The sequence below is a fragment of the Marixanthomonas ophiurae genome (genome assembly GCF_003413745.1).
GTDB lineage: Bacteria > Bacteroidota > Bacteroidia > Flavobacteriales > Flavobacteriaceae > Marixanthomonas > Marixanthomonas ophiurae.
The window spans coordinates 135,968-155,359 of sequence record NZ_QVID01000002.1 but is presented as its reverse complement, the minus strand read 5'-3'; the positions used below and the strand labels follow the sequence as shown (position 1 = coordinate 155,359).

General features: G+C 35.2%; 18 protein-coding genes. 13 read left to right on the top strand and 5 right to left on the bottom strand.

Annotation, left to right across the window (positions count from 1 at the left end; translation table 11 throughout):
• Positions 1–42: 42 nt before the first annotated feature.
• The 8 genes from DZ858_RS10985 to DZ858_RS10950 all read left to right on the top strand — a co-directional run bounded on the left by DZ858_RS10985 (position 43) and on the right by DZ858_RS10950 (position 10,188).
• On the top strand, positions 43–1,827 hold the full coding sequence (locus DZ858_RS10985) for an OstA-like protein (RefSeq protein WP_239990775.1): 1,785 nt from the start codon (positions 43–45) through the stop codon (positions 1,825–1,827).
• Positions 1,828–1,846: 19 nt separating this feature from the next.
• Positions 1,847–3,022 (top strand): aspartate aminotransferase family protein, encoded by a 1,176-nt coding sequence (locus tag DZ858_RS10980; RefSeq protein WP_117159713.1) that lies wholly within the window; start codon positions 1,847–1,849, stop codon positions 3,020–3,022.
• Positions 3,023–3,174: 152 nt separating this feature from the next.
• A complete protein-coding gene (locus tag DZ858_RS10975; protein ID WP_117159712.1) occupies positions 3,175–4,575 on the top strand; it encodes a tetratricopeptide repeat protein in 1,401 nt (466 codons plus the stop codon).
• Positions 4,576–4,609: 34 nt separating this feature from the next.
• On the top strand, positions 4,610–5,581 hold the full coding sequence (locus DZ858_RS10970) for a DUF368 domain-containing protein (protein WP_117159711.1): 972 nt from the start codon (positions 4,610–4,612) through the stop codon (positions 5,579–5,581).
• Positions 5,582–6,604, top strand: coding sequence for a DUF368 domain-containing protein (locus tag DZ858_RS10965; RefSeq protein ID WP_117159710.1), 1,023 nt, complete (start codon positions 5,582–5,584; stop codon positions 6,602–6,604).
• The gene (locus tag DZ858_RS10960; RefSeq protein ID WP_193550707.1) at positions 6,597–7,328 is read left to right on the top strand and encodes a shikimate dehydrogenase family protein; all 732 of its coding nucleotides are present in this window, start codon (positions 6,597–6,599) and stop codon (positions 7,326–7,328) included. The genes DZ858_RS10965 and DZ858_RS10960 overlap by 8 nt, the downstream gene beginning before the upstream one ends.
• 102 nt (positions 7,329–7,430) lie before the next feature.
• A complete protein-coding gene (locus DZ858_RS10955) occupies positions 7,431–9,554 on the top strand; it encodes a DUF349 domain-containing protein (protein WP_117159708.1) in 2,124 nt (707 codons plus the stop codon).
• Positions 9,547–10,188 carry a class I SAM-dependent methyltransferase gene (locus DZ858_RS10950; protein WP_117159707.1) on the top strand — a complete coding sequence of 214 codons (642 nt, stop codon included), beginning with the start codon at positions 9,547–9,549 and terminating at the stop codon, positions 10,186–10,188. Before DZ858_RS10955 ends, DZ858_RS10950 begins: the two co-directional genes overlap by 8 nt.
• An 11-nt stretch (positions 10,189–10,199) precedes the next feature.
• Here DZ858_RS10950 and mazG read toward each other — a convergent pair whose 3' ends face one another.
• On the bottom strand, positions 10,200–10,973 hold the full coding sequence (gene mazG / locus DZ858_RS10945; RefSeq protein ID WP_117159706.1) for a nucleoside triphosphate pyrophosphohydrolase: 774 nt from the start codon (positions 10,971–10,973) through the stop codon (positions 10,200–10,202).
• Between the two features lie 233 nt (positions 10,974–11,206).
• On the opposite strand from mazG, the gene nhaA reads away from it, so the two are divergent.
• Positions 11,207–12,523, top strand: a complete 1,317-nt coding sequence (gene nhaA, locus DZ858_RS10940; RefSeq protein ID WP_117159705.1) for a Na+/H+ antiporter NhaA — start codon at positions 11,207–11,209, stop codon at positions 12,521–12,523.
• Positions 12,524–12,606: 83 nt separating this feature from the next.
• Here the strand turns inward: nhaA and DZ858_RS10935 are convergent, their stop codons facing one another.
• The 3 genes from DZ858_RS10935 to ruvX all read right to left on the bottom strand — a co-directional run bounded on the left by DZ858_RS10935 (position 12,607) and on the right by ruvX (position 14,122).
• Positions 12,607–13,035 (bottom strand): DUF5606 family protein, encoded by a 429-nt coding sequence (locus DZ858_RS10935; protein ID WP_117159704.1) that lies wholly within the window; start codon positions 13,033–13,035, stop codon positions 12,607–12,609.
• Between the two features lie 65 nt (positions 13,036–13,100).
• Positions 13,101–13,691 (bottom strand): peptide deformylase, encoded by a 591-nt coding sequence (gene def, locus DZ858_RS10930; protein ID WP_117159703.1) that lies wholly within the window; start codon positions 13,689–13,691, stop codon positions 13,101–13,103.
• Positions 13,692–13,711: 20 nt separating this feature from the next.
• On the bottom strand, positions 13,712–14,122 hold the full coding sequence (ruvX, locus tag DZ858_RS10925) for a Holliday junction resolvase RuvX (protein WP_117159702.1): 411 nt from the start codon (positions 14,120–14,122) through the stop codon (positions 13,712–13,714).
• A gap of 96 nt (positions 14,123–14,218) precedes the next feature.
• Here ruvX and DZ858_RS10920 point away from each other — a divergent pair, with 96 nt between their 5' ends.
• From DZ858_RS10920 to DZ858_RS10900, 4 genes are read left to right on the top strand one after another with little or no spacing between them, the layout of a single operon-like run.
• Positions 14,219–15,034 carry a 2,3,4,5-tetrahydropyridine-2,6-dicarboxylate N-succinyltransferase gene (locus DZ858_RS10920; protein WP_117159701.1) on the top strand — a complete coding sequence of 272 codons (816 nt, stop codon included), beginning with the start codon at positions 14,219–14,221 and terminating at the stop codon, positions 15,032–15,034.
• Positions 15,035–15,038: 4 nt separating this feature from the next.
• A complete protein-coding gene (locus DZ858_RS15320) occupies positions 15,039–16,874 on the top strand; it encodes a glycosyltransferase (protein ID WP_239990774.1) in 1,836 nt (611 codons plus the stop codon).
• On the top strand, positions 16,875–17,555 hold the full coding sequence (locus DZ858_RS10905; RefSeq protein ID WP_117159700.1) for a phosphocholine cytidylyltransferase family protein: 681 nt from the start codon (positions 16,875–16,877) through the stop codon (positions 17,553–17,555).
• A gap of 48 nt (positions 17,556–17,603) precedes the next feature.
• On the top strand, positions 17,604–18,599 hold the full coding sequence (locus DZ858_RS10900; protein ID WP_239990773.1) for a CDP-glycerol glycerophosphotransferase family protein: 996 nt from the start codon (positions 17,604–17,606) through the stop codon (positions 18,597–18,599).
• Here the strand turns inward: DZ858_RS10900 and DZ858_RS10895 are convergent, their stop codons facing one another.
• Entirely contained in the window at positions 18,600–19,352 is a 753-nt protein-coding gene (locus DZ858_RS10895) for a lipopolysaccharide kinase InaA family protein (RefSeq protein WP_117159698.1), read from the bottom strand. It abuts the gene before it with no gap.
• Between the last annotated feature and the right edge of the window lie 40 nt (positions 19,353–19,392).

Sequence of the window (19,392 nt, the reverse complement as noted above, 5' to 3'; positions counted from 1 at the left end):
AGGTTAAGGCACGTTACGTAAGCGTATAAAAGCAACTACATATTGAAAGTATCCATAAACATACTACTTTGTTTTTTCTTCGGAATAACGCTATATGCGCAAGATGAGCCTAAGAAAACAAAAGTGGATATTGAGTCTGGCTACCTTGAAATCAGACCTGAATTACCCAATGCTGCTATTTACACAAAAGACGATACTGGACAAGTGTATATTGTTCACGAAGGAGTCGAAATGTGGTGTGACCAAGCCTATGTATATTTAAATGATAATTTTGTAAAAGCATACGGGAATGTAAAGATAAACCAAGCTGATACGGTTACACTAGATAGCAAGTATGCTGAATATAATGGTAACACTCAGTTTGCTTTTGCCAGTGGCGATGTGCTCTTCAAAGACCCCAAGACAACCTTAAAGACTGACACCCTTTATTTTGACCGTATAAAGCAACAAGCGTATTACCGTACTGGTGGGACCGTTAGAGACACAGCAAGCACCTTAACAAGCCAAGTGGGACGATATTACGCCGAAGCAAAAAAATACCAATTCCTTTCAGATGTAGTTATTAGTAATCCAGATTATACGGTAAATTCACCCCAACTAGATTTTTATTCTGAAACGGGAGGTGCTTATTTATATGGTCCTTCAACTATAAAAACCGAAAGTAGCACCATTTATTGTGATCGTGGATATTATGATACCCGTGCAAAAACAGGTCATTTTGTAAAAAATTCTCGTGTAGATTACGAAAATAGAATTCTATATGGCGATAGTATTTATTTTGACCAAAACAAAAGCTTTGCTTCGGCAACCAATAATATTAAAGTGCTCGATACTGTAAATAAAAGTATTATTCGTGGGCATTATGCGGAAGTGTTTCGTGAAAAAGATTCCGTTTTTATTACAAAACGTGCAGTGGCAGTTACGCTACGGGATCAAGACTCCATTTATGTACACGCCGACACATTACAAGTTACAGGGAAGCCTGAAAACCGCATTATAAAAGGATTTTATCGTGCGCGTATGTTTAAACGCGGTTTAGAAGGCGAACAACCCACTAGTGGTAAAAGCGACTCTATCTTTGTAGATCAGAAAGCAGGAATTACCAAGCTGCTTCGAAATCCAATTTTATGGAGTGGTGAAAATCAAATGACGGGCGATACAATTCATATACTTTCTAATAGTAAAACGGAGAAATTGGATACGCTCAAAGTTTTCAATAATGCGTTTTTAATTCAAAAAGACAGTGCAGGATACAACCAAGTAAAAGGCGAACGCCTTATTGGGTTATTTACAGATAATGAATTAGACACCGTCAATATTCATAAAAATGCTGAGGTAATCTTTTTCTCTAGAAATGAAAAGGATGAATTAGTAGGCATTAACAATACGCTTTCTAGCGATATACAAATGTATTTGGAAAGTCAGGAAATCACCGGGGTCCGTTTCTTAAAGAATGTTGACGGAAAATTATATCCTCCGTCTCAATTTCCTGAAAATGCACGTATTTTACCAGGTTTTAATTGGCGGGGTGAAGAACGCTTACAAAAAGTAGAAGACCTTTTTAAAGACAAACCTGCTCCTATTCTACCAAAAATTAAAGGAATTCGTTTACCTGAAGACGAGGGTGAATTTTTTGATGATGTTTCCGAAGATGAGATGGATATTCCTGAACAATCTAAGCTTAAAGCGAAAGACTTTCAAAACCGAGAAGACGACCCGAAACCAATGACACGGGAAACAGACAGTATTCAAAACGATTCATTACGAAAACCTCCCGACCCTAAAAAAAAATCACAAGGCAACTCTTCTGAAGAACAAGAGAATTAAAAAAAGATGCAGAAAGACTATGAAAGAAGATTTTTTTAAATACCAAACTCAAACCACCTCACATCCATTGGCTTTGGAAATTTCTCATGCCGAAGGCAGTTTTATAGTTGACACTGATGGCAATAAACATCTTGATTTTATTGCGGGTGTTTCAGCTTGTAGTTTAGGACATCGTCATCCACGTATTATAAAAGCCATAAAAAAACAGCTTGACAAATATCTGCATGTGATGGTATATGGCGAGTTTATACAACAACCTGCAGTAGAGTTGACCAAACTTTTAGCAAACCAATTACCATTTCCACTAGAAACCACATATTTGGTTAACAGTGGTGCTGAAGCTATTGATGCTTCTTTAAAGTTAGCACGCCGTGTAACCGAACGATCTGAAATTTTATACGCCCACAATGCCTATCACGGAAACACATTTGGTGCCTTGAGTGTGATGGGGTTTGAAGACAGAAAAAAACCATTTGCGCCTTTAGTACCTGATTGCCTCCCTATACGCTTTAATAATATTGACGACCTTGATAAGATAACACAAAAAACTGCGGCGGTAATTTTGGAAACCATTCAAGGCGGTGCAGGCTTTATTTTCCCTGAGAATGGGTACCTACAGAAAGTCCGTGAGCGCTGTAATGAAACTGGAACGCTTTTAATTTTAGATGAAGTGCAGCCAGGTTTTGGCCGAACTGGTAAGCTTTTTGGGTTTGAACATTTTGACGTGGTTCCCGATATTTTGGTCATGGGAAAAGGAATGGGTGGTGGCCTTCCTATTGGTGCTTTTACAGCCTCGCAAGAACATATGGCCTTACTGAAAGATAACCCAAAACTGGGACACATTACCACGTTTGGCGGCAATCCTGTTATTGCTTCTGCCGCTTTGGCTACTTTACAAGAAATTACAGAAAGTAATATAATTGTCAAAACACATCAGAAAGAGCTCCTTTTTAGAAAATTATTAAAACATCCTCTTATTAAAGAAATTCGCGGTAAAGGTTTAATGCTGGCTTTAATTATGGATTCTGCTGAAATCGCTTCCGAAGTTATTTTACGTTGTAAACGTAAAAATTTAATCCTTTTTTGGCTCCTTTTTGAACCGCGAGCTGTCAGAATCACCCCACCTCTAACCATTTCGGAAGAAGAAATTAAGCAAGGCTGTGACATTATAACAGGCGTACTTAATGAGATTTAAGAACAATAATTCAACAATAAATAGTTGATTTTCAGCAATTTAAATCTTAAATCCTTCTGTTAATAAGCCTGTTAACAACAAACACGGCATAACTATTGAATACCCCATTACATTAGTATCTTTAAAATAGAAGAAACTGTAAAACGTTCCGTATGCAATTACCTCCAAACGAGCACGACAACTTCTCCCTCTCCCGCTTTGAATCTATGTTGAAGACAAACAGTGTCTTTTTTTTCGATTCGGAAGAGTTTGAGGACATTATTCAATTTTACCTTGAGAACGGAAAAATAGCTCTTGCAAAAAAGGCTACCAAGTTAGGATTGGAGCAACACCCTTCTGCAACCAATTTGAAATTATTTCAGATTGAAATGCACATTTTTGAAAATGAACTGGACGTAGCAGAATCAATGTTAGATGAACTATATTCCTTAGAACAGTCTAATCAAGAGGTCTATATACAAAAAGCGAACATCTTTTCGAGACGTGACGATCATAAAAATGCCATCCAGTTATTGGAACAAGCATTAGAAATCACTAATGATGAAAACGATGTTATGGCCCTCATTGGGATGGAATATCTGTTTTTGGAAGATTTTGAAAATGCCAAGTTATTTTTCATGAAATGCCTTGAAAACGACGAAGAAGATTACTCGGCTTTATACAATATTATTTACTGTTTTGAATTTTTGGAACAACACGAAGAAGCGATAGATTACTTAAACGATTTTCTCGACAAAAATCCTTACAGTGAAGTCGCTTGGCACCAAGTAGGAAAACAATATTACATTTTAAAAGACTTTAAAAAAGCGTTGGCAGCTTTTGATTTTGCAATAATTAGCGATGATCGCTTTATTGGTGCTTATCTTGAAAAAGGAAAAGTACAAGAAAAGCTGAAGCAATATGAAGACGCCATTGAAAGCTACACCATAACATTAGGATTAGACGACCCTACCTCCTTTGCTTTATTACGAATTGGTAAATGTTATGAAAAACTAGGAAACAGCGAGTTAGCACTTCAATTTTACACAAAATGTGTAGAAGAAGATGGGTTACTCGATAAAGGCTGGATAGCGATTACTGATCACTATTTTAAAAAGAAGAACTACAAAAAATCCCTTTATTATATTGAAAAAGCAATCAATATAGACAGTGAAAATGTACGATACTGGAAACGGTATGCCCGTATTAATCTTAGGTTGCATTTATTTGAAGAGGCAGAACACGGGTATCGTAGAACCTTAGAACTTGGAAACTATGAGCTAAACACTTGGCTTAGTCGTTGTGACCTTTTGTTGAAATTAGGTGAATTTGAAGCAGCTGTAAAAAACCTCCTACAAGCTTCTGAGTTTTATCCAGAAAATGCCGAAATAGAGTTTAGGTTTGCAGGATTGTATAATATTTTAACTGAAGAAAGAAAGGCGGTCTATCACTTAAAAAATGGACTGAAGTTCAATCGGGAATATGTAATCATCATAGAAGAGTTGTTCCCTAACTTTTTCCAGCGACCTTCCGTGCAGCAAATAATCGAAAAACACAAAAACCCTTCCTTGTAATTTGCGTATTTTTGGCATTCAGTAAATTTTTGCTATGCCAAAACGTAATTTTATACAATACTTAGTTATCACCGCAAAAGGTCTAGCTATGGGAGCTGCCGATGTGGTGCCGGGGGTATCAGGTGGTACCATCGCTTTCATCTCGGGCATTTATGAAGAGTTAATTGAAACCATTCACAAACTCGACCTTGGTTTTTTCAAACTTTGGAAAAAAGAAAGCTTTTCAAAAGCTTGGAGAGCCTATAATCTCCCTTTTTTAGTTGCTTTGTTTGCCGGAGTTGCAATTAGTATTTTATCGCTAGCCAAAACAATTACTTGGCTATTGAGCAACCATCCTATTTTGGTCTGGTCTTTCTTTTTTGGTTTGGTTATAGCAAGTATTTTATATGTAGGAAAACAAGTTACAAAATGGAATGTAATCGTCAGTATTTCACTAATTATAGCCGCTGTTGCAGCCTACGCTATCACCTTGGCAGAGCCCTTGGGAACAGCAGATAGCACTTGGTTTTTATTTTTTGCCGGTTTTGTAGCCATTATAGCTATGATTTTACCCGGAATTAGTGGTGCTTTTATACTGCTGTTATTAGGAGCCTATACGGCTATTATTGGCACTATTTCGCAATTGGGCGAAGGCATTGCCAATTTAAATTGGCAGCTTATTTCGCAAGCTCTCCTAAAAATAGGAATATTTGCAGTAGGTGCCATTGCAGGCTTAAAAGTGTTTTCTCGTGTATTAAATTGGATGTTTAAAAATCATAAAAATTTAATTTTAGCTGTCTTAACAGGATTTATGATTGGGGCGCTAAATAAAATATGGCCCTGGAAAGAAGTGTTGAAATATCGGGTAAACTCTCATGGGGAAGAAGTACCATTCATTGAACGCAGCATTATACCCACACAGTATCCTGAAGATCCACAAATTCTATATGCTCTTATTTTTATGGTCTTAGGCTTTTTAAGTATTTTTATATTGGAGCGTGTAGCCGTTTCAAAAAACAAAAAATAAATGTACGAAGAAAGGTCGTTTAGCGATAAAATGTGGCTAATCCTTAAAGGACTGGCTATGGGCGCTGCCAATAAAGTTCCAGGTGTTTCTGGTGGGGTGGTCGCTTTTGTTGCAGGCTTTTATGAAGAATTTATCTACTCCCTTCAAAAAATAAACCGGAAGGCAATCGGGCTATTGTTCGATGGTCGCTTTAGAAGCTTTTACCAATATATAAACGGACGGTTTTTAGGGCTTCTTATCCTAGGCATGATCATTAGTTATTTCAGCATCTCCATAATCCTGGATATATTGTTATTACATTTTGAACTGTATGTGTGGAGTACCTTTTTCGGTATGATTATCGGTTCTATTTATTACATAGCCAAAGATTTTGGTGACTGGAACCGAAAATATGTAGCATATCTACTATGCGGTATTATTGCTGGGGTCAGTATTAGTTTCCTAGAACCTGCCAAAGAGAACAGTAATTTAATTTTTGTATTTTTTTGTGGAATTATAGGGGTTTCCGGTATGACACTGCCCGGACTTTCAGGCTCTTTTATACTAATTCTTTTGGGCAATTATGTTTTATTATTGGTAGACTCGGTAAATGCCTTGTACGATACGTTTATTGACTTGGCACAGTTAGACTTCAGCTTTGTAAACAACCCAGAACGTATTGAATTACTTAAGGTTTTGGCTTCTTTTTCCATAGGTTCATTGGTTGGCTTGGTATCGCTTTCGCATTTATTGGCATATGTCTTGAAACGCTTTAAAAAAGCCACCTATGCCGTTATAATTGGGTTTATTTCGGGTTCGCTAGGCGTAGTTTGGCCTTGGAAAGAAAAAATATATGCATTAAATTCCTTCGGGAATATTAAATATGACGCCAATGATCGTGCAATAATCACTGGTTACGACCGATATTGGCCATCAGAATTTTCTTTCGATACCTTTTGGGCTATTTTCTTTATTTTCGCAGGAATACTAATCGTATTAAGTTTAGATTGGTACCATAAAGCAAGAACCAAAAATAATGGCTAAATACGGACTGATAGGCAAAGACATTTCCTATTCATTTTCAAAAACCTTTTTTTCTGTAAAGTTTGACCAAGAGAACAGAGCAGACACCTACCACAACTTTGATATTGATCATATTGAAGAATTTTCAAAAATAATTTCCAATACCAAAGATTTAAAAGGACTTAACGTTACCATTCCTTATAAAGAGTCTATTATCCCTTTTTTAGACAGGATTGACAAAGAAGCTTTAGAAATCGGGGCCGTAAACACTATAAAATTTCAGAATGATGGAAGTCTTAAAGGCTATAACACAGATCATTACGGTTTTGCAAAATCTCTTGCCAATTTTTTACCAATTGAAGAAAAAACGGCTTTAATACTAGGCACTGGCGGGGCTTCAAAAGCAATTAAATATGTTCTAGAAACCATGGGTTTTCAGTATAAAATCGTCTCTCGTAAAAAAACTGAAAATACTATTACATATCAAGAGTTAACAAGAGAAGTACTAAATAACTACTTTTTAATTATAAATTGCACCCCTCTTGGCACGTTCCCAAATATATCACAATGCCCAAACATACCCTATCAATACATTACTGACAATCACGTGCTTTTTGATTTAATATACAATCCGTCACAAACAGAGTTTTTAAAATTAGGAAAAGCACAAGGTGCACGAACAAGTAACGGATTGAAAATGCTGGAACATCAGGCAAAAAAAGCTTGGAAAATCTGGCGATCGTAACTTTCTACTAAATATTTTCAAAAAAAAGACCGAACCTTTGTCGTTTGCTTAGTTGTTAGTATCTTGACACTTTAAGAATAACGAACCTAAACATTGAAAGATATGTCTGACGAAAAAACGGCAAAAGAAAAAGAAAAAAAAACAGTTTCAGAAAACAATGAAGCCATCAATACTTCAGAAAAAGAAGTAGAAAAGGTTAAAGATATTGACAAAGCAGATTCTAAAGAGGATACTGAAGTATTAGAAAATGCACTAGTTGATGAATCTACTAAAACTAAAGCCCCAAAAGAAAAACTTTCTGCAGAAGAAGATTCTTCCGAAGAACAAGTAGAAAAGTTGTCTGAGGAAAAAACAGAAAAAAAAACTGCACCTAAAGAAGAAGTCACTTCCGATAAAGCTGAAACAGAAAAAGTTTCAAACGAAAAACCTGAGGAAGAAGATGAAGAGGAAGAAGAAGAGATTACTTCTTCAGATGATGATGAAAAAGAACATGAGGAAGAAGATGAGGGAAAAGACTACAGCGAACTTTCTAAAAAAGAGTTGATCAGTGAGTTTAAGTCGTTACTCAAAGATAATCCTGTTCAAAAAATTAAAAATGAAGTTGAAGAGATAAGATCAGAATTCAACTCAAAATTCAATGAGCTTTTAGAACAAAAAAAGGAAGAATTCTTGGCCGATGGTGGAAACGTTATCGACTTTCAATATACCACTCCACTAAAGAAAGATTTTAATTCTCTTTATTTTGATTATAAAGAAAAACGCAATAAGCACTACAAAAACTTAAAGCGTGACCTGCATGCCAACCTTGAAAAAAGGCAAAATCTTATTGAGGAATTAAAAGGTTTGTTAAATGCTGAAGAAAGCATGGGCAAAACCTACAACCACTTTAAAGATATACAAAAACGTTGGCACGAAGCAGGAGCTATACCAAGGGATAAGTACAATTTAGTATGGAATAATTATCACCATCACGTTGAAAATTTTTACGATTTTCTACATTTAAATCGTGAGTTCCGAGATATGGATTTTAAACATAACCTGGAACAAAAACTTAAATTAATAGGTAGAGCTGAAGAATTAGCTCAGGAACAAAACATCAATAAAGCATTTAGAGAATTGCAAATGCTACACAAAATGTGGAAAGAAGATGTGGGTCCTGTTGCTAAAGAATATCGTGAAGATGTTTGGGATAAATTTAGTGAAGCCACTAAGGTTATACATGATAAACGTCATGCACACCTAGAAGAGCAAGAAAAGGAATATGAAGCTAATTATGAGGTAAAGAAAGACCTTATTAACCAGATAAAGCAAATTTCAGAAAATACCAAGCCTAGTCATCAAGCGTGGCAACATGCCATAAAAAAAGTACAAGAATTACGTGATGCCTATTTTGCTGCTGGAAAAGTACCAAGAGCTTTAAATAAAGGAATTTGGAACGCATTTAAAGATGCTACTCGCACATTCAATCGGACTAAAAATGCTTATTATAAAGATCAGAAAAAAGAGCAGTATGCTAATTTAGAAAAGAAGCGTGAGTTAGTAAAAATTGCCGAAGACAACAAAGACAGTGACGACACCGAGACTACAACTCCGTTGATGAAAAAAATCCAAGCAGATTGGAAAAAAATTGGTCACGTACCACGAAAATACAGCGATAAAATCTGGAAACAGTTTAAAGCAGCATGCAACCATTACTTTGATAGATTACACGCTCAAAAAGACGAAGAAAAGGAAGAAGAAAAAGAACATTACGCAGCTAAAGAAAGTCTGCTAGAAAGAATGAACAACCTTGACCTTTCGGGAGATCATAAAGAAGATTTAAAAACCATTAAGGCAAACATTAGCGAATGGAAAAAAATTGGTCGTGTCCCTTATAAAAAGCGAAACATTGAACAAAAATTTAATAAAACCTTGGATGGTTTGTTTAATAAATTAGACCTAAGCAAAAAAGATGCTGAGCTTATTAAATTTGAAAATAAGCTTAACACCTTAAGCAACCGGGATGATGAGCGAAAACTTAAAAATGAACACTTCTTTATTTCGAAAAAGATAAATGAAACTAAAGATGAGATTCGACAATTAGAAAACAACCTAAGCTTCTTTAAACACGTAGATGACGATAATCCTTTAGTGAAAGAAGTACATAATAACATTGCCAAACACAAAGAGCAGTTAGAAGTTTGGAAAGCCAAACTTTCTAAAATAAAATCGGTTAGAGATGCCTAATCGCCCAATTTGCCCATTATGTAAGCTTAATGATAATATTAAATACTATAATGGCAAAGAAGGTTTATTTTACAGATGCAACACCTGTGATTTGGTTTACAAAGCAAGTACCCATTACCCGTCCCAAAAAAATGAAAAGGAACGGTATTTAACGCATAATAACGATATAACAGACATTGGCTACCAAAATTTTGTTTCCCCTATTGTAAATGCTGTAGCCACAGACTTTTCTACCAATGCTCTTGGGCTAGACTTTGGTGCTGGAACAGGTCCTGTTATTACCAAAATGCTATCCGATAAAGGGTATTCTTTAACCTTATACGATACTTTTTTTCATCCAGATCGGGAAGTATTAAAGCTACCATATGATTATATAGTGTGCTGTGAAGTGATGGAGCATTTTCACAATCCAGATAAAGAGTTTTTACTTTTGAAAAGTTTGTTGAAACCAAATGGAAAGCTCTATTGCATGACCGACCTCTTTTCCATCAAAACCAACTTTGAAAATTGGCACTATAAAAACGATAAAACCCACGTAGTATTTTATTCTGAAACAACACTTAAGTGGATACAACAGTCTTTTAATTTTACGGATGTAGAAATTGACGGAAGATTGATTGTTTTTACTAGTTGACTTTTTAAATATTATAACTGTTTCGCTTCTTCCCAAAAAACATCCATTTCGGATAACGTCATATCTTTCAATGCTATTCCTTTTTCTTTAGCCTTACTTTCTAAATACTGAAACCTATTAATAAACTTTTTATTAGTTCGCTCTAAAGCATTTTCAGGGTTTACATGTAAGAAACGGGCGTAGTTAATCATAGAAAATAACACATCGCCAAATTCGGCTTCTATTTTATCTTTATTGTTATTTGCTACTTCATGTTGTAGCTCTTCTAATTCTTCTTTTAATTTTTCAAAAACTTGCTGTGGCTCCTCCCAATCAAAACCTACTCCAGCTACTTTATCTTGAATTCTATTTGCTTTCACCAATGAAGGAAGCGATTTCGGCACACCCTCTAGCACACTTTTCTTACCCTCTTTAAGCTTTAAGTTTTCCCAATTTCTTTTTACTTCTTCTTCATCAGCCACATCAACATCACCATAAATATGTGGGTGACGAGATATCAATTTTTCACAAATTTGGTTGATAACATCAGCAATGTCAAAATCATTAGTTTCGCTACCAATTTTAGCATAAAAGACAATATGTAGCAACAAATCGCCCAATTCTCCTTTAACTTCCTCAAGATTATTATCCAAAATTGCATCACCTAATTCGTACGTTTCTTCAATAGTGAGGTGTCGCAAGGTCTGCAAGGTTTGTTTTTTGTCCCAAGGGCATTGTTCACGAAGTTCATCCATGATAGTTAAAAGGCGGTCAAATGCACGCAATTGGTCTTTTCTTGAGTTCATAAATACGTATTTCAAAAGTTATAAAACAAAGCTACTGGAAATCGTTTTTATAACGTAAAAAGCGACCATAAATAAAAAAATATATATCAAAATTCGTATTTTTAAGGTTTGTAAATTCGATATAAAATTAGACTTTGACGGTAAGTATTTGGCACAAAAAGAACTGTTTTTTCAAACTAAAAACAATGAATGCTACTCACATAACTTAGCGGCATAATTAGCATCCTTCTTATATGATTAAAAAAGCTCTCGTTACACCTTTCAAAAAATTTATAAAAATTGAAGCCTTTAGTGGAATCTTGTTACTTGTGGCAACTATTATTGCTTTGGTTTGGGCTAATTCGCCTTATGCAGATACCTACCAAGCAATATGGGACTATAAACTTGGTTTTTCAATTCAGGATTTCGAGCTAAATAAACCTCTTATACTTTGGGTTAATGATGGATTAATGGCCATTTTCTTTTTCTTGATCGGTTTAGAAATAAAAAGAGAGTTTTTAATAGGCGAATTAAACACCATTAAAAAAATTGCGTTTCCACTTTTTGGAGCCATTGGAGGGATGACTATCCCTGTCTTGTTTTTCTTTTTCCTTAATAAAAGCCCCGAAACTACTGAAGGCTGGGCAATACCGATGGCTACAGATATTGCATTTGCCTTAGCAGTATTAAACCTTTTGGGGAATAGAGTCCCCCTTAGCCTTAAAGTTTTCTTGACGGCATTTGCAATTGTTGATGATATTGGGGCCGTTTTGGTAATTGCTCTTTTTTATAGTGAAAGTATCAACCTTGGTTTATTAACAGGAGCTATGGGGCTATTGGGATTCTTGTACTTTGTTTCGTACCGAGGATATTATTCAAGGTTCATGCTTCTTATTTTTGGTATTGTTATTTGGGTCTTATTTTTAAAATCAGGTATTCACCCTACAATTGCAGGTATCTTATTAGCTTTTTCAATTCCTGTGCGCCAAAAGATTTATACTCCAGACTTTATTGATACTCTAATGGATATAACCAATAACATTAAAAAAGCTGAAGTAATAAATAAACCCATACTGTCCAAAGAACAAATTAGAGAAATTGATGATTTAGAGGATTGGACCAGTAAGTACCAAAGTCCACTGCAACACTTAGAGCATGGATTGCACGGTTGGGTAGCGTATTTCATCATTCCCATTTTTGCTTTTGCCAATGCAGGAGTTATGCTTAATAGTGGTGTTCAACTGGAAACTAGCTTAATAACGGTTATTGCTGCATCATTAGTTTTAGGAAACAGTATTGGTGTTACAACTATTGTCCTTTTTGCACAGCGCATACGGTTAATTTCAATACCAAACGACATTACTTTTAAACACATTGTAGGAGTTTCCTTTTTAGCCGGAATTGGGTTTACTATGTCCATTTTTGTAGCTAGTTTAGCATTTAAAAATAATCCAGCCTATATTGATTCAGCAAAAATAGGTATCCTTCTCGGCTCCTTTATTTCTGCATTGATTGGATTCTTTATTTTAAGGATAGGTTCTACTAAAAAACACAGACGTGCTAAGAAATAAGGAAATATACTAATTCAAATTCATAAAAAAAGCTCACACTTATAATTTAGTGCGAGCTTTTTTTTTATTCTTTATTATCCTGACTACTCTTCTTCTGAAGATGTTTCTTTTTCAGATTCTTTAGGTTTAGAAAAATCGGTAATTTCATTTTTTTGAAGCAAGTTATACCATTGTATCACCTTCTTGATATCACTTGGATACACACGATCTTCATCATAATCTGGTAATACCTCAAAAAAGTATTCTTCCAATTTAATTTTAGGTTCTTTATGGCTGATGGCCGCTCCCCCATTTTCTTTTTCTGAAATTTTTGAGAACACCTCTCTAATTGGAACTTCTTCAGTTAATGTATATATCGCTATCTCGCTCAATAAACTTACATTATGACGCCCGCTTACGTTAATTTTTTTTCCGTCAATCAGTGATTCGGCTAAAAAGCCACTTCGGGTCTGGGTTTGTAACTTATAGAGTCCGGGTTTGCCGGAAATCGATAAAATCTTTTCTAAGCTCATAAACTATCTTATTCAATTTTTGAAAGGTGCAAATATGCACGGTTTCATTCTTCTTTGCAATGCTATTAACGTTTCTTTTTTGCTTTTGGAAAACGCATTCTATAATCTATACTAATTTTTCCGGCTGAAATTTTACTTAACTTACTCTTAATCAGCCGTTTCTTTAACGGCGACAGTTTATCTGTAAATAAAATACCTTCAATGTGATCGTATTCGTGTTGTACAATACGAGCAGCAATTCCTTTTATTGTTTCCTTATGAGTTTTGAAATTTTCATCTTCATATTCAATAACAATTTTTGGTTGGCGGAACACATCTTCCCGAACCTCCGGAATACTCAAACACCCTTCGTTAAAAGCCCATTCGTCACCAGATTCTTCCAAAATACGAGCGTTTATAAATGTTTTTTTGAAACCTTCAAGTTGCTTGCGTTCTTCTTCAGTTAAATCTTCATCATCGGCAAAAGGACTTGCATCTACTAAAAATACACGAATAGGAAGTCCTATCTGTGGCGCGGCTAGGCCAACACCCCTTGCAGCGTACATTGTTTCGTACATATTTTCAAGCAATTCATCCAGTTTTGGATAATCTGCATCAATCTCTTTTGCTTCCTTTTTTAAAACGGGATCGCCGTATGCTACAATCGGTAAAATCATTCGTATCAGTTTTAATCTAACTATCTATTGTATAAATATTCTTGTAAAATGATGGTGGCACTAATTTCATCAATCAACGCTTTGTTTCTGCGTTGCTTTTTCTTTAAACCACTATCAATCATCGTTTGGAACGCCATTTTACTTGAGTACCTTTCATCTACTCTTTTTAGTTCCATGGTTGGAAATGCTTTGGAAAATTGCACGATAAATTCTTTAATATGAACTTCCACATCACTGGCAGAACCATCTTTCTGCTTAGGCTCACCCACTAAAATCAATTCAACTTTTTCTGAAGCTATATATTTTTTCAGAAAATCGAATAATTCTTTTGTGGGTACCGTTGTCAATCCAGAAGCTATTAACTGTAATTCGTCAGTAATAGCAATTCCAGTACGTTTCGTACCGTAATCTATGGCTAAAATTCGTCCCATTCCGCTGCAAAAATACGGGTTTGTAAAATAGTATGCCAAAAAAGGGAAGTTAATTCCATTGGACTTTTATCTTTGTGATTAAATTTTGATTGAAATATGAGCCAGTTACAACAAATAATAGAAAAAGCTTGGGACGATCGTTCCTTATTACAAGATACTGAAACCATAAACGCTATTCGGGAAGTAGTAAAACTTTGCGATGAAGGAAAACTTCGTTGTGCAGAACCTATTAACGATGGATGGCAAGTAAACGAATGGGTAAAAAAAGCAGTGGTTTTATATTTCCCAATTCAAAAAATGGAAACTATGGAAGCTGGTATTTTTGAATATCATGATAAAATTCCGTTGAAAAAAGGCTATAAAGAAAAAGGCGTTCGTGTAGTTCCGCATGCAGTTGCCCGTCACGGTGCTTATGTTTCAAAAGGGGTTATAATGATGCCTAGTTATGTAAATATTGGCGCCTATGTTGACGAAGGTACGATGGTTGACACGTGGGCAACTGTGGGAAGTTGTGCTCAAATTGGTAAAAACGTTCACCTGAGTGGCGGTGTAGGTATTGGAGGGGTTTTAGAACCCTTACAAGCTGCCCCAGTAATTATAGAAGACAATGCTTTTATTGGTTCACGATGTATTGTTGTAGAAGGCGTACGGGTGGAGAAAGAAGCTGTATTAGGCGCTAATGTAGTATTGACGGCTTCTACAAAAATAATCGATGTTACCGGTGATAAGCCTGTTGAAACAAAAGGTTTAATTCCATCGCGATCAGTAGTAATTCCTGGAAGTTATACCAAAAAATTTCCCGCTGGTGAATTTCAAGTACCATGTGCTTTAATTATTGGTAAAAGAAAAGAAAGTACCAATAAAAAAACATCGCTTAACGACGCCCTTCGCGAGTATAATGTAGCGGTTTAATTAGATGAAAGTACTCGTAATACAACAAAAAATGATCGGTGACGTGTTAACGTCCACCGTGCTATTTGAAGTATTGCGAAACCATTTTCCCAAGGCCGAATTACATTATTTAGTCAATTCTCACACCATTCCCGTAATTGAAAACAATCCTGTTATTGATAAAGTAATTCCGTTTACTAACGAAATGGAGTCTTCCAAGAGCGAATTTAAGGCCTTGCGAGAACAGGTAAAAAAGGAAGACTACGACGTGGTAATCGATGCTTACGCCAAGATAAGTAGTGCTTGGATTGCAAAAAGCTCGGGAGCCAAATACCGTATTTCTTATAAAAAATGGTACACCCAGTTTGCATACACCCACACGTTTTCTCGGCACAACATGTCATTAACACAAGCTGGATTGGCGATTGAAAACAGGCTAATGCTATTGTCTCCTATCATTAAAGAGATTGAACAATCCTGTAAACCAAAAATATACCTTACTGATACTGAGGCAAAAAAAGCAAAAGAAGTATTGCAAAAGCATAAAATAGATATTTCAAAAGAACTATTTATGATCAGTGCTTTGGGAAGCAACGAGTTTAAAACCTACCCACTTCCTTTTATGGCAAAACTTCTGAATTATGTAGTGGAGCAAACCAATGGTCAACTGCTTTTCAATTACATTCCCAGTCAAAAACCAGAGGTAGAAGAGCTTTATAATTTGTGCAGCCCAAAAACACAACAGCACATATTTTTGGAGCTTTACGGCAAAAGTCTTCGTGAATTTATGGCTCTCACTCACCATTGTGATGCTTTAATAGGCAATGAAGGCGGCGCAATAAATATGGCAAAAGCACTGGGCGTAAAAACATTTTCTATATTCTGTCCTTGGATAAAAAAAGAAGCGTGGAATATTTTTGAAGACCGAAACAATCACGCTTCAGTGCATTTATTTGACTTTACAGACTATAAACCTCATTTTTCCAATAAAAAAGGTGCACGCTCTAAAGGCAAGTTAAATTATGAGCTTTTCAAACCAGAACTCATTATTCCAAAATTGCATAAATTTCTGACAAGTGAAAACCTGTATCCTGAAACTAAACGTTTTTCTGCAACTGTAATTACGCTAAATGAAGAAAGTAAAATTGCCCGATGTATTGAATCGCTTCTTCCCATCGCCGATGATATTGTAATATTGGACTCTTTCAGTACCGATGCTACGGAAGCCATTTGCAAAAAATATCCAGTTCGGTTTATCCAACAAAAATTTGAAGGACATATTCAACAGAAAAATTCGGCTATCGATGCGGCAAAATACGATAGGATCATTTCTCTCGATGCCGATGAGGCACTAAGTAAAGAATTACAATCCGCCATTTTACGATTAAAAGATAATTGGATAAAAGACGGCTATTATGCCAAGCGATTCAATAATTATTGCGGGCAATGGATTTACCATTCAGATTGGTACCCAGATAGAAAACTTCGTGTTTTTGACCGCAATAAAGCCCGTTGGGGAGGCATTAACCCACACGATACTATACAAATGCAACCCGGTTCACAAACAGGAAAATTAAACGGAAGTATTTTACATTGGGTGCATACAAGCTATGAAGAACACAGTTTAAAGGTTCACAAATTTTCCTCTATTGCTGCAAGGGAATATTATAAACTAGGCAGAAAATCCGGTATATTTGACATTTTAGTAAAACCGACTTGGACCTTTTTTAAAGCGTATATTTTACGCCTTGGTTTCCTGGACGGTTTCAACGGATTAATAATTTGTACCTTTAGCGCCTACACTACTTTTTTAAAGTATTTAAAACTGAAACAGATTATTAAAAACAACTCCAATAAATAAATGAAAATCGTAATACTTGCTGCCGGAATTGGCTCCAGGTTGGGCAACCCATTTCCTAAACCACTTACACCACTAAAAAACGGAAAAAGCATTATGCAAATGATGCTCGAAAACATAGACAAATATTTTTCTGAACACGATGTTTACGTAGTAGTCGGGTTCAAAAAAAACAGCATTATGGAAAATTTTCCGCAAATGGCTTATGTTTATAATCCATATTTTGACCAAACCAACACAGCAAAAAGCCTTGTACGAGCATTAAAAAAATGCAAAGGAGAAAGTGTCCTTTGGTTTAATGGTGATGTTGTTTTTGATGAAAAATTACTAGAAAACTTAAAGCCACATATAGAAGAAGACACTTCGTTCGTAGCCGTAAACACAAACTTTGTGGGTGATGAAGAAGTAAAATATACCTTAGAAAACGGCTATATTGATCAACTTTCAAAAGAAGTAAAAAACGGTTTAGGTGAAGCAGTTGGCGTTAACTTTATTTCAAAAAATGATCTTTCACAATATATTAGAAGATTAGAGGAATGTGATAATAATGATTACTTTGAACGTGGACTCGAACTGCTTATTGAAAAAGATAATGCGAAAGTAAAAGCGGTAGATATTTCAGCGTTTAATTGTATGGAAATCGATTTTCAAGAAGATTTAGACAACGTAAATAAATTTCTGTAACCTATGAAAGTGATTTTGTTCTGTCAAAACGCCTATGCTTTTGAAATTATGAAACCCATAAAAAAGGTTTTGCAAGAACAAAGTCATGAATATATCTGGTTTATCACTCCAAAGCTGTCAACTCTTTTTCCATTCACCGACGAACCGGTCACACAAAGCATTGCTGAATTAGAAGCTTTTAAAAGCGACGCCGTTATTGCACCTGGAAATGAAGTCCCTCATTATTTACGAGGATTAAAAGTTCAAATTTTTCATGGATTGGCGGGAGAGAAAAAAGGGCACTTTCATATTCGTCATTATTTTGACCTCTACTTAACGCAAGGACCTTTTTTTACAAGAGGTTTCAACAAACTAAAAGCACGTTTTAAAAATTTTGACGTGATAGAAACCGGCTGGTCAAAACTGGATTTATATGTAGAAAATAATGAAGAAACACGTTCTGCAAAAGAGGACTTACTAACAAAACACAATGCCAAATATGTTTTGCTGTATGCGCCTACCTTCTCCCCTTCTCTTACCTCTGCCGAAGTATTAGAACCTGAAATTGAGCAATTGGCCCAACACGGCGACTATATAATCAACATTAAATTTCACGATTTAATGGCCCCAAAATTTATCGAGGCTTATAAAAATATTGCAGCTAAATATGACACCGTTTATTTTAAAGAAGGTCGCGATATCATTTCACAGTTTTTAGTAGCAGACTTATTAATTAGCGACACTTCATCGGTTATTTATGAATTTTTATTGCTGAACAAACCCGTTATTACCTTTGGAAATATCAATGAAAATATACAATGGAACAACCTTACCGAAAAAAATAAGTTAGAAGAAGCTGTTGTAGAAAACCTCACCAAGGATTCTTTTGCCGAAAAACGCGCTACAATAATTGCTGAATACCATCCCTATCACGACGGAAAGTCTTCAGAAAGAATGATAGAAACCATTGAAAAATATATTGAAAAAAACGGCGTACCGGAAAAACGAAAATTATCCCTTTTCAGAAAATATAAAATCAATAAGATTTTTGATAGAAAATCGTAACTATTTTAGCTTTAGTTTTTTCTTTAATTCCCGTTTACGGTGGAATTTCATTTGAAATTTTTCAGTCAATCCCCACATTAAACCAAACACCTTATCGTACGGTTGCCCAGTGATTTTGGCATACTCATCACTCATTGTGGCAACCATTTCTTTGTGAGGTGATAATCTTGAAAAGTTTTTAATGCGCTCGTGAAAAGAAAGGTCTTTAAAGTCCATCCGGTTTAAATCTACTAAATAGAATTTATATTCATTTTCTTCTTTTTTTATCAATGTATTCCCTGGAGAATGGTCTTTAAAAAGAATTCGGTTTTCATGCAATTTATGGGTAAAAGCGGTAAACTGCCGTAATATGTTCTCACGATCAGGATAATTTGCATTTTCCACCAATTCGCGGTAGGTTAAATCTGCATCTTGATGTTCACTTATATAATAACTTTTCCCGAAAAATAAAGGATTACTTTCTTCCATAAAAGCAACAGGATATGGTGTTCCTATATTGTTACTTAATAAATAAGATGCGTTTAAAAAAGACCGTTCAGCTTTCGATTTTCTGAAAAAATTATAAACAACCTTATTAATTAGATTTGGAATTTTAAATGATTTAATGTTAATTTCTTGCTCTCCTAACGGAAAAATTTTGATAACATTTCTATCTCCTTTTCCTACAGATTCTCCGTTATTTTCAAACGAATTGAGGATATTTAATACTTCCTTTTCTTTCGGTTTATATTTTTCAGAAAACGCTTTTTTCATTTTTCAAAGATACAATTTGAATTAGAAGAAAGCTATGTTT

Coding starts and splice junctions, on each gene's coding strand:
- DZ858_RS10980 (WP_117159713.1), top strand. CDS start 1,847: ATGAAAGAAGATTTTTTTAAATACCAAACTCAAACCACCTCACATCCA.
- DZ858_RS10975 (WP_117159712.1), top strand. CDS start 3,175: ATGCAATTACCTCCAAACGAGCACGACAACTTCTCCCTCTCCCGCTTT.
- DZ858_RS10970 (WP_117159711.1), top strand. CDS start 4,610: ATGCCAAAACGTAATTTTATACAATACTTAGTTATCACCGCAAAAGGT.
- DZ858_RS10965 (WP_117159710.1), top strand. CDS start 5,582: ATGTACGAAGAAAGGTCGTTTAGCGATAAAATGTGGCTAATCCTTAAA.
- DZ858_RS10960 (WP_193550707.1), top strand. CDS start 6,597: ATGGCTAAATACGGACTGATAGGCAAAGACATTTCCTATTCATTTTCA.
- DZ858_RS10955 (WP_117159708.1), top strand. CDS start 7,431: ATGTCTGACGAAAAAACGGCAAAAGAAAAAGAAAAAAAAACAGTTTCA.
- DZ858_RS10950 (WP_117159707.1), top strand. CDS start 9,547: ATGCCTAATCGCCCAATTTGCCCATTATGTAAGCTTAATGATAATATT.
- mazG (WP_117159706.1), bottom strand. CDS start 10,973: ATGAACTCAAGAAAAGACCAATTGCGTGCATTTGACCGCCTTTTAACT.
- nhaA (WP_117159705.1), top strand. CDS start 11,207: ATGATTAAAAAAGCTCTCGTTACACCTTTCAAAAAATTTATAAAAATT.
- DZ858_RS10935 (WP_117159704.1), bottom strand. CDS start 13,035: ATGAGCTTAGAAAAGATTTTATCGATTTCCGGCAAACCCGGACTCTAT.
- def (WP_117159703.1), bottom strand. CDS start 13,691: ATGATTTTACCGATTGTAGCATACGGCGATCCCGTTTTAAAAAAGGAA.
- ruvX (WP_117159702.1), bottom strand. CDS start 14,122: ATGGGACGAATTTTAGCCATAGATTACGGTACGAAACGTACTGGAATT.
- DZ858_RS10920 (WP_117159701.1), top strand. CDS start 14,219: ATGAGCCAGTTACAACAAATAATAGAAAAAGCTTGGGACGATCGTTCC.
- DZ858_RS15320 (WP_239990774.1), top strand. CDS start 15,039: ATGAAAGTACTCGTAATACAACAAAAAATGATCGGTGACGTGTTAACG.
- DZ858_RS10905 (WP_117159700.1), top strand. CDS start 16,875: ATGAAAATCGTAATACTTGCTGCCGGAATTGGCTCCAGGTTGGGCAAC.
- DZ858_RS10900 (WP_239990773.1), top strand. CDS start 17,604: ATGAAACCCATAAAAAAGGTTTTGCAAGAACAAAGTCATGAATATATC.
- DZ858_RS10895 (WP_117159698.1), bottom strand. CDS start 19,352: ATGAAAAAAGCGTTTTCTGAAAAATATAAACCGAAAGAAAAGGAAGTA.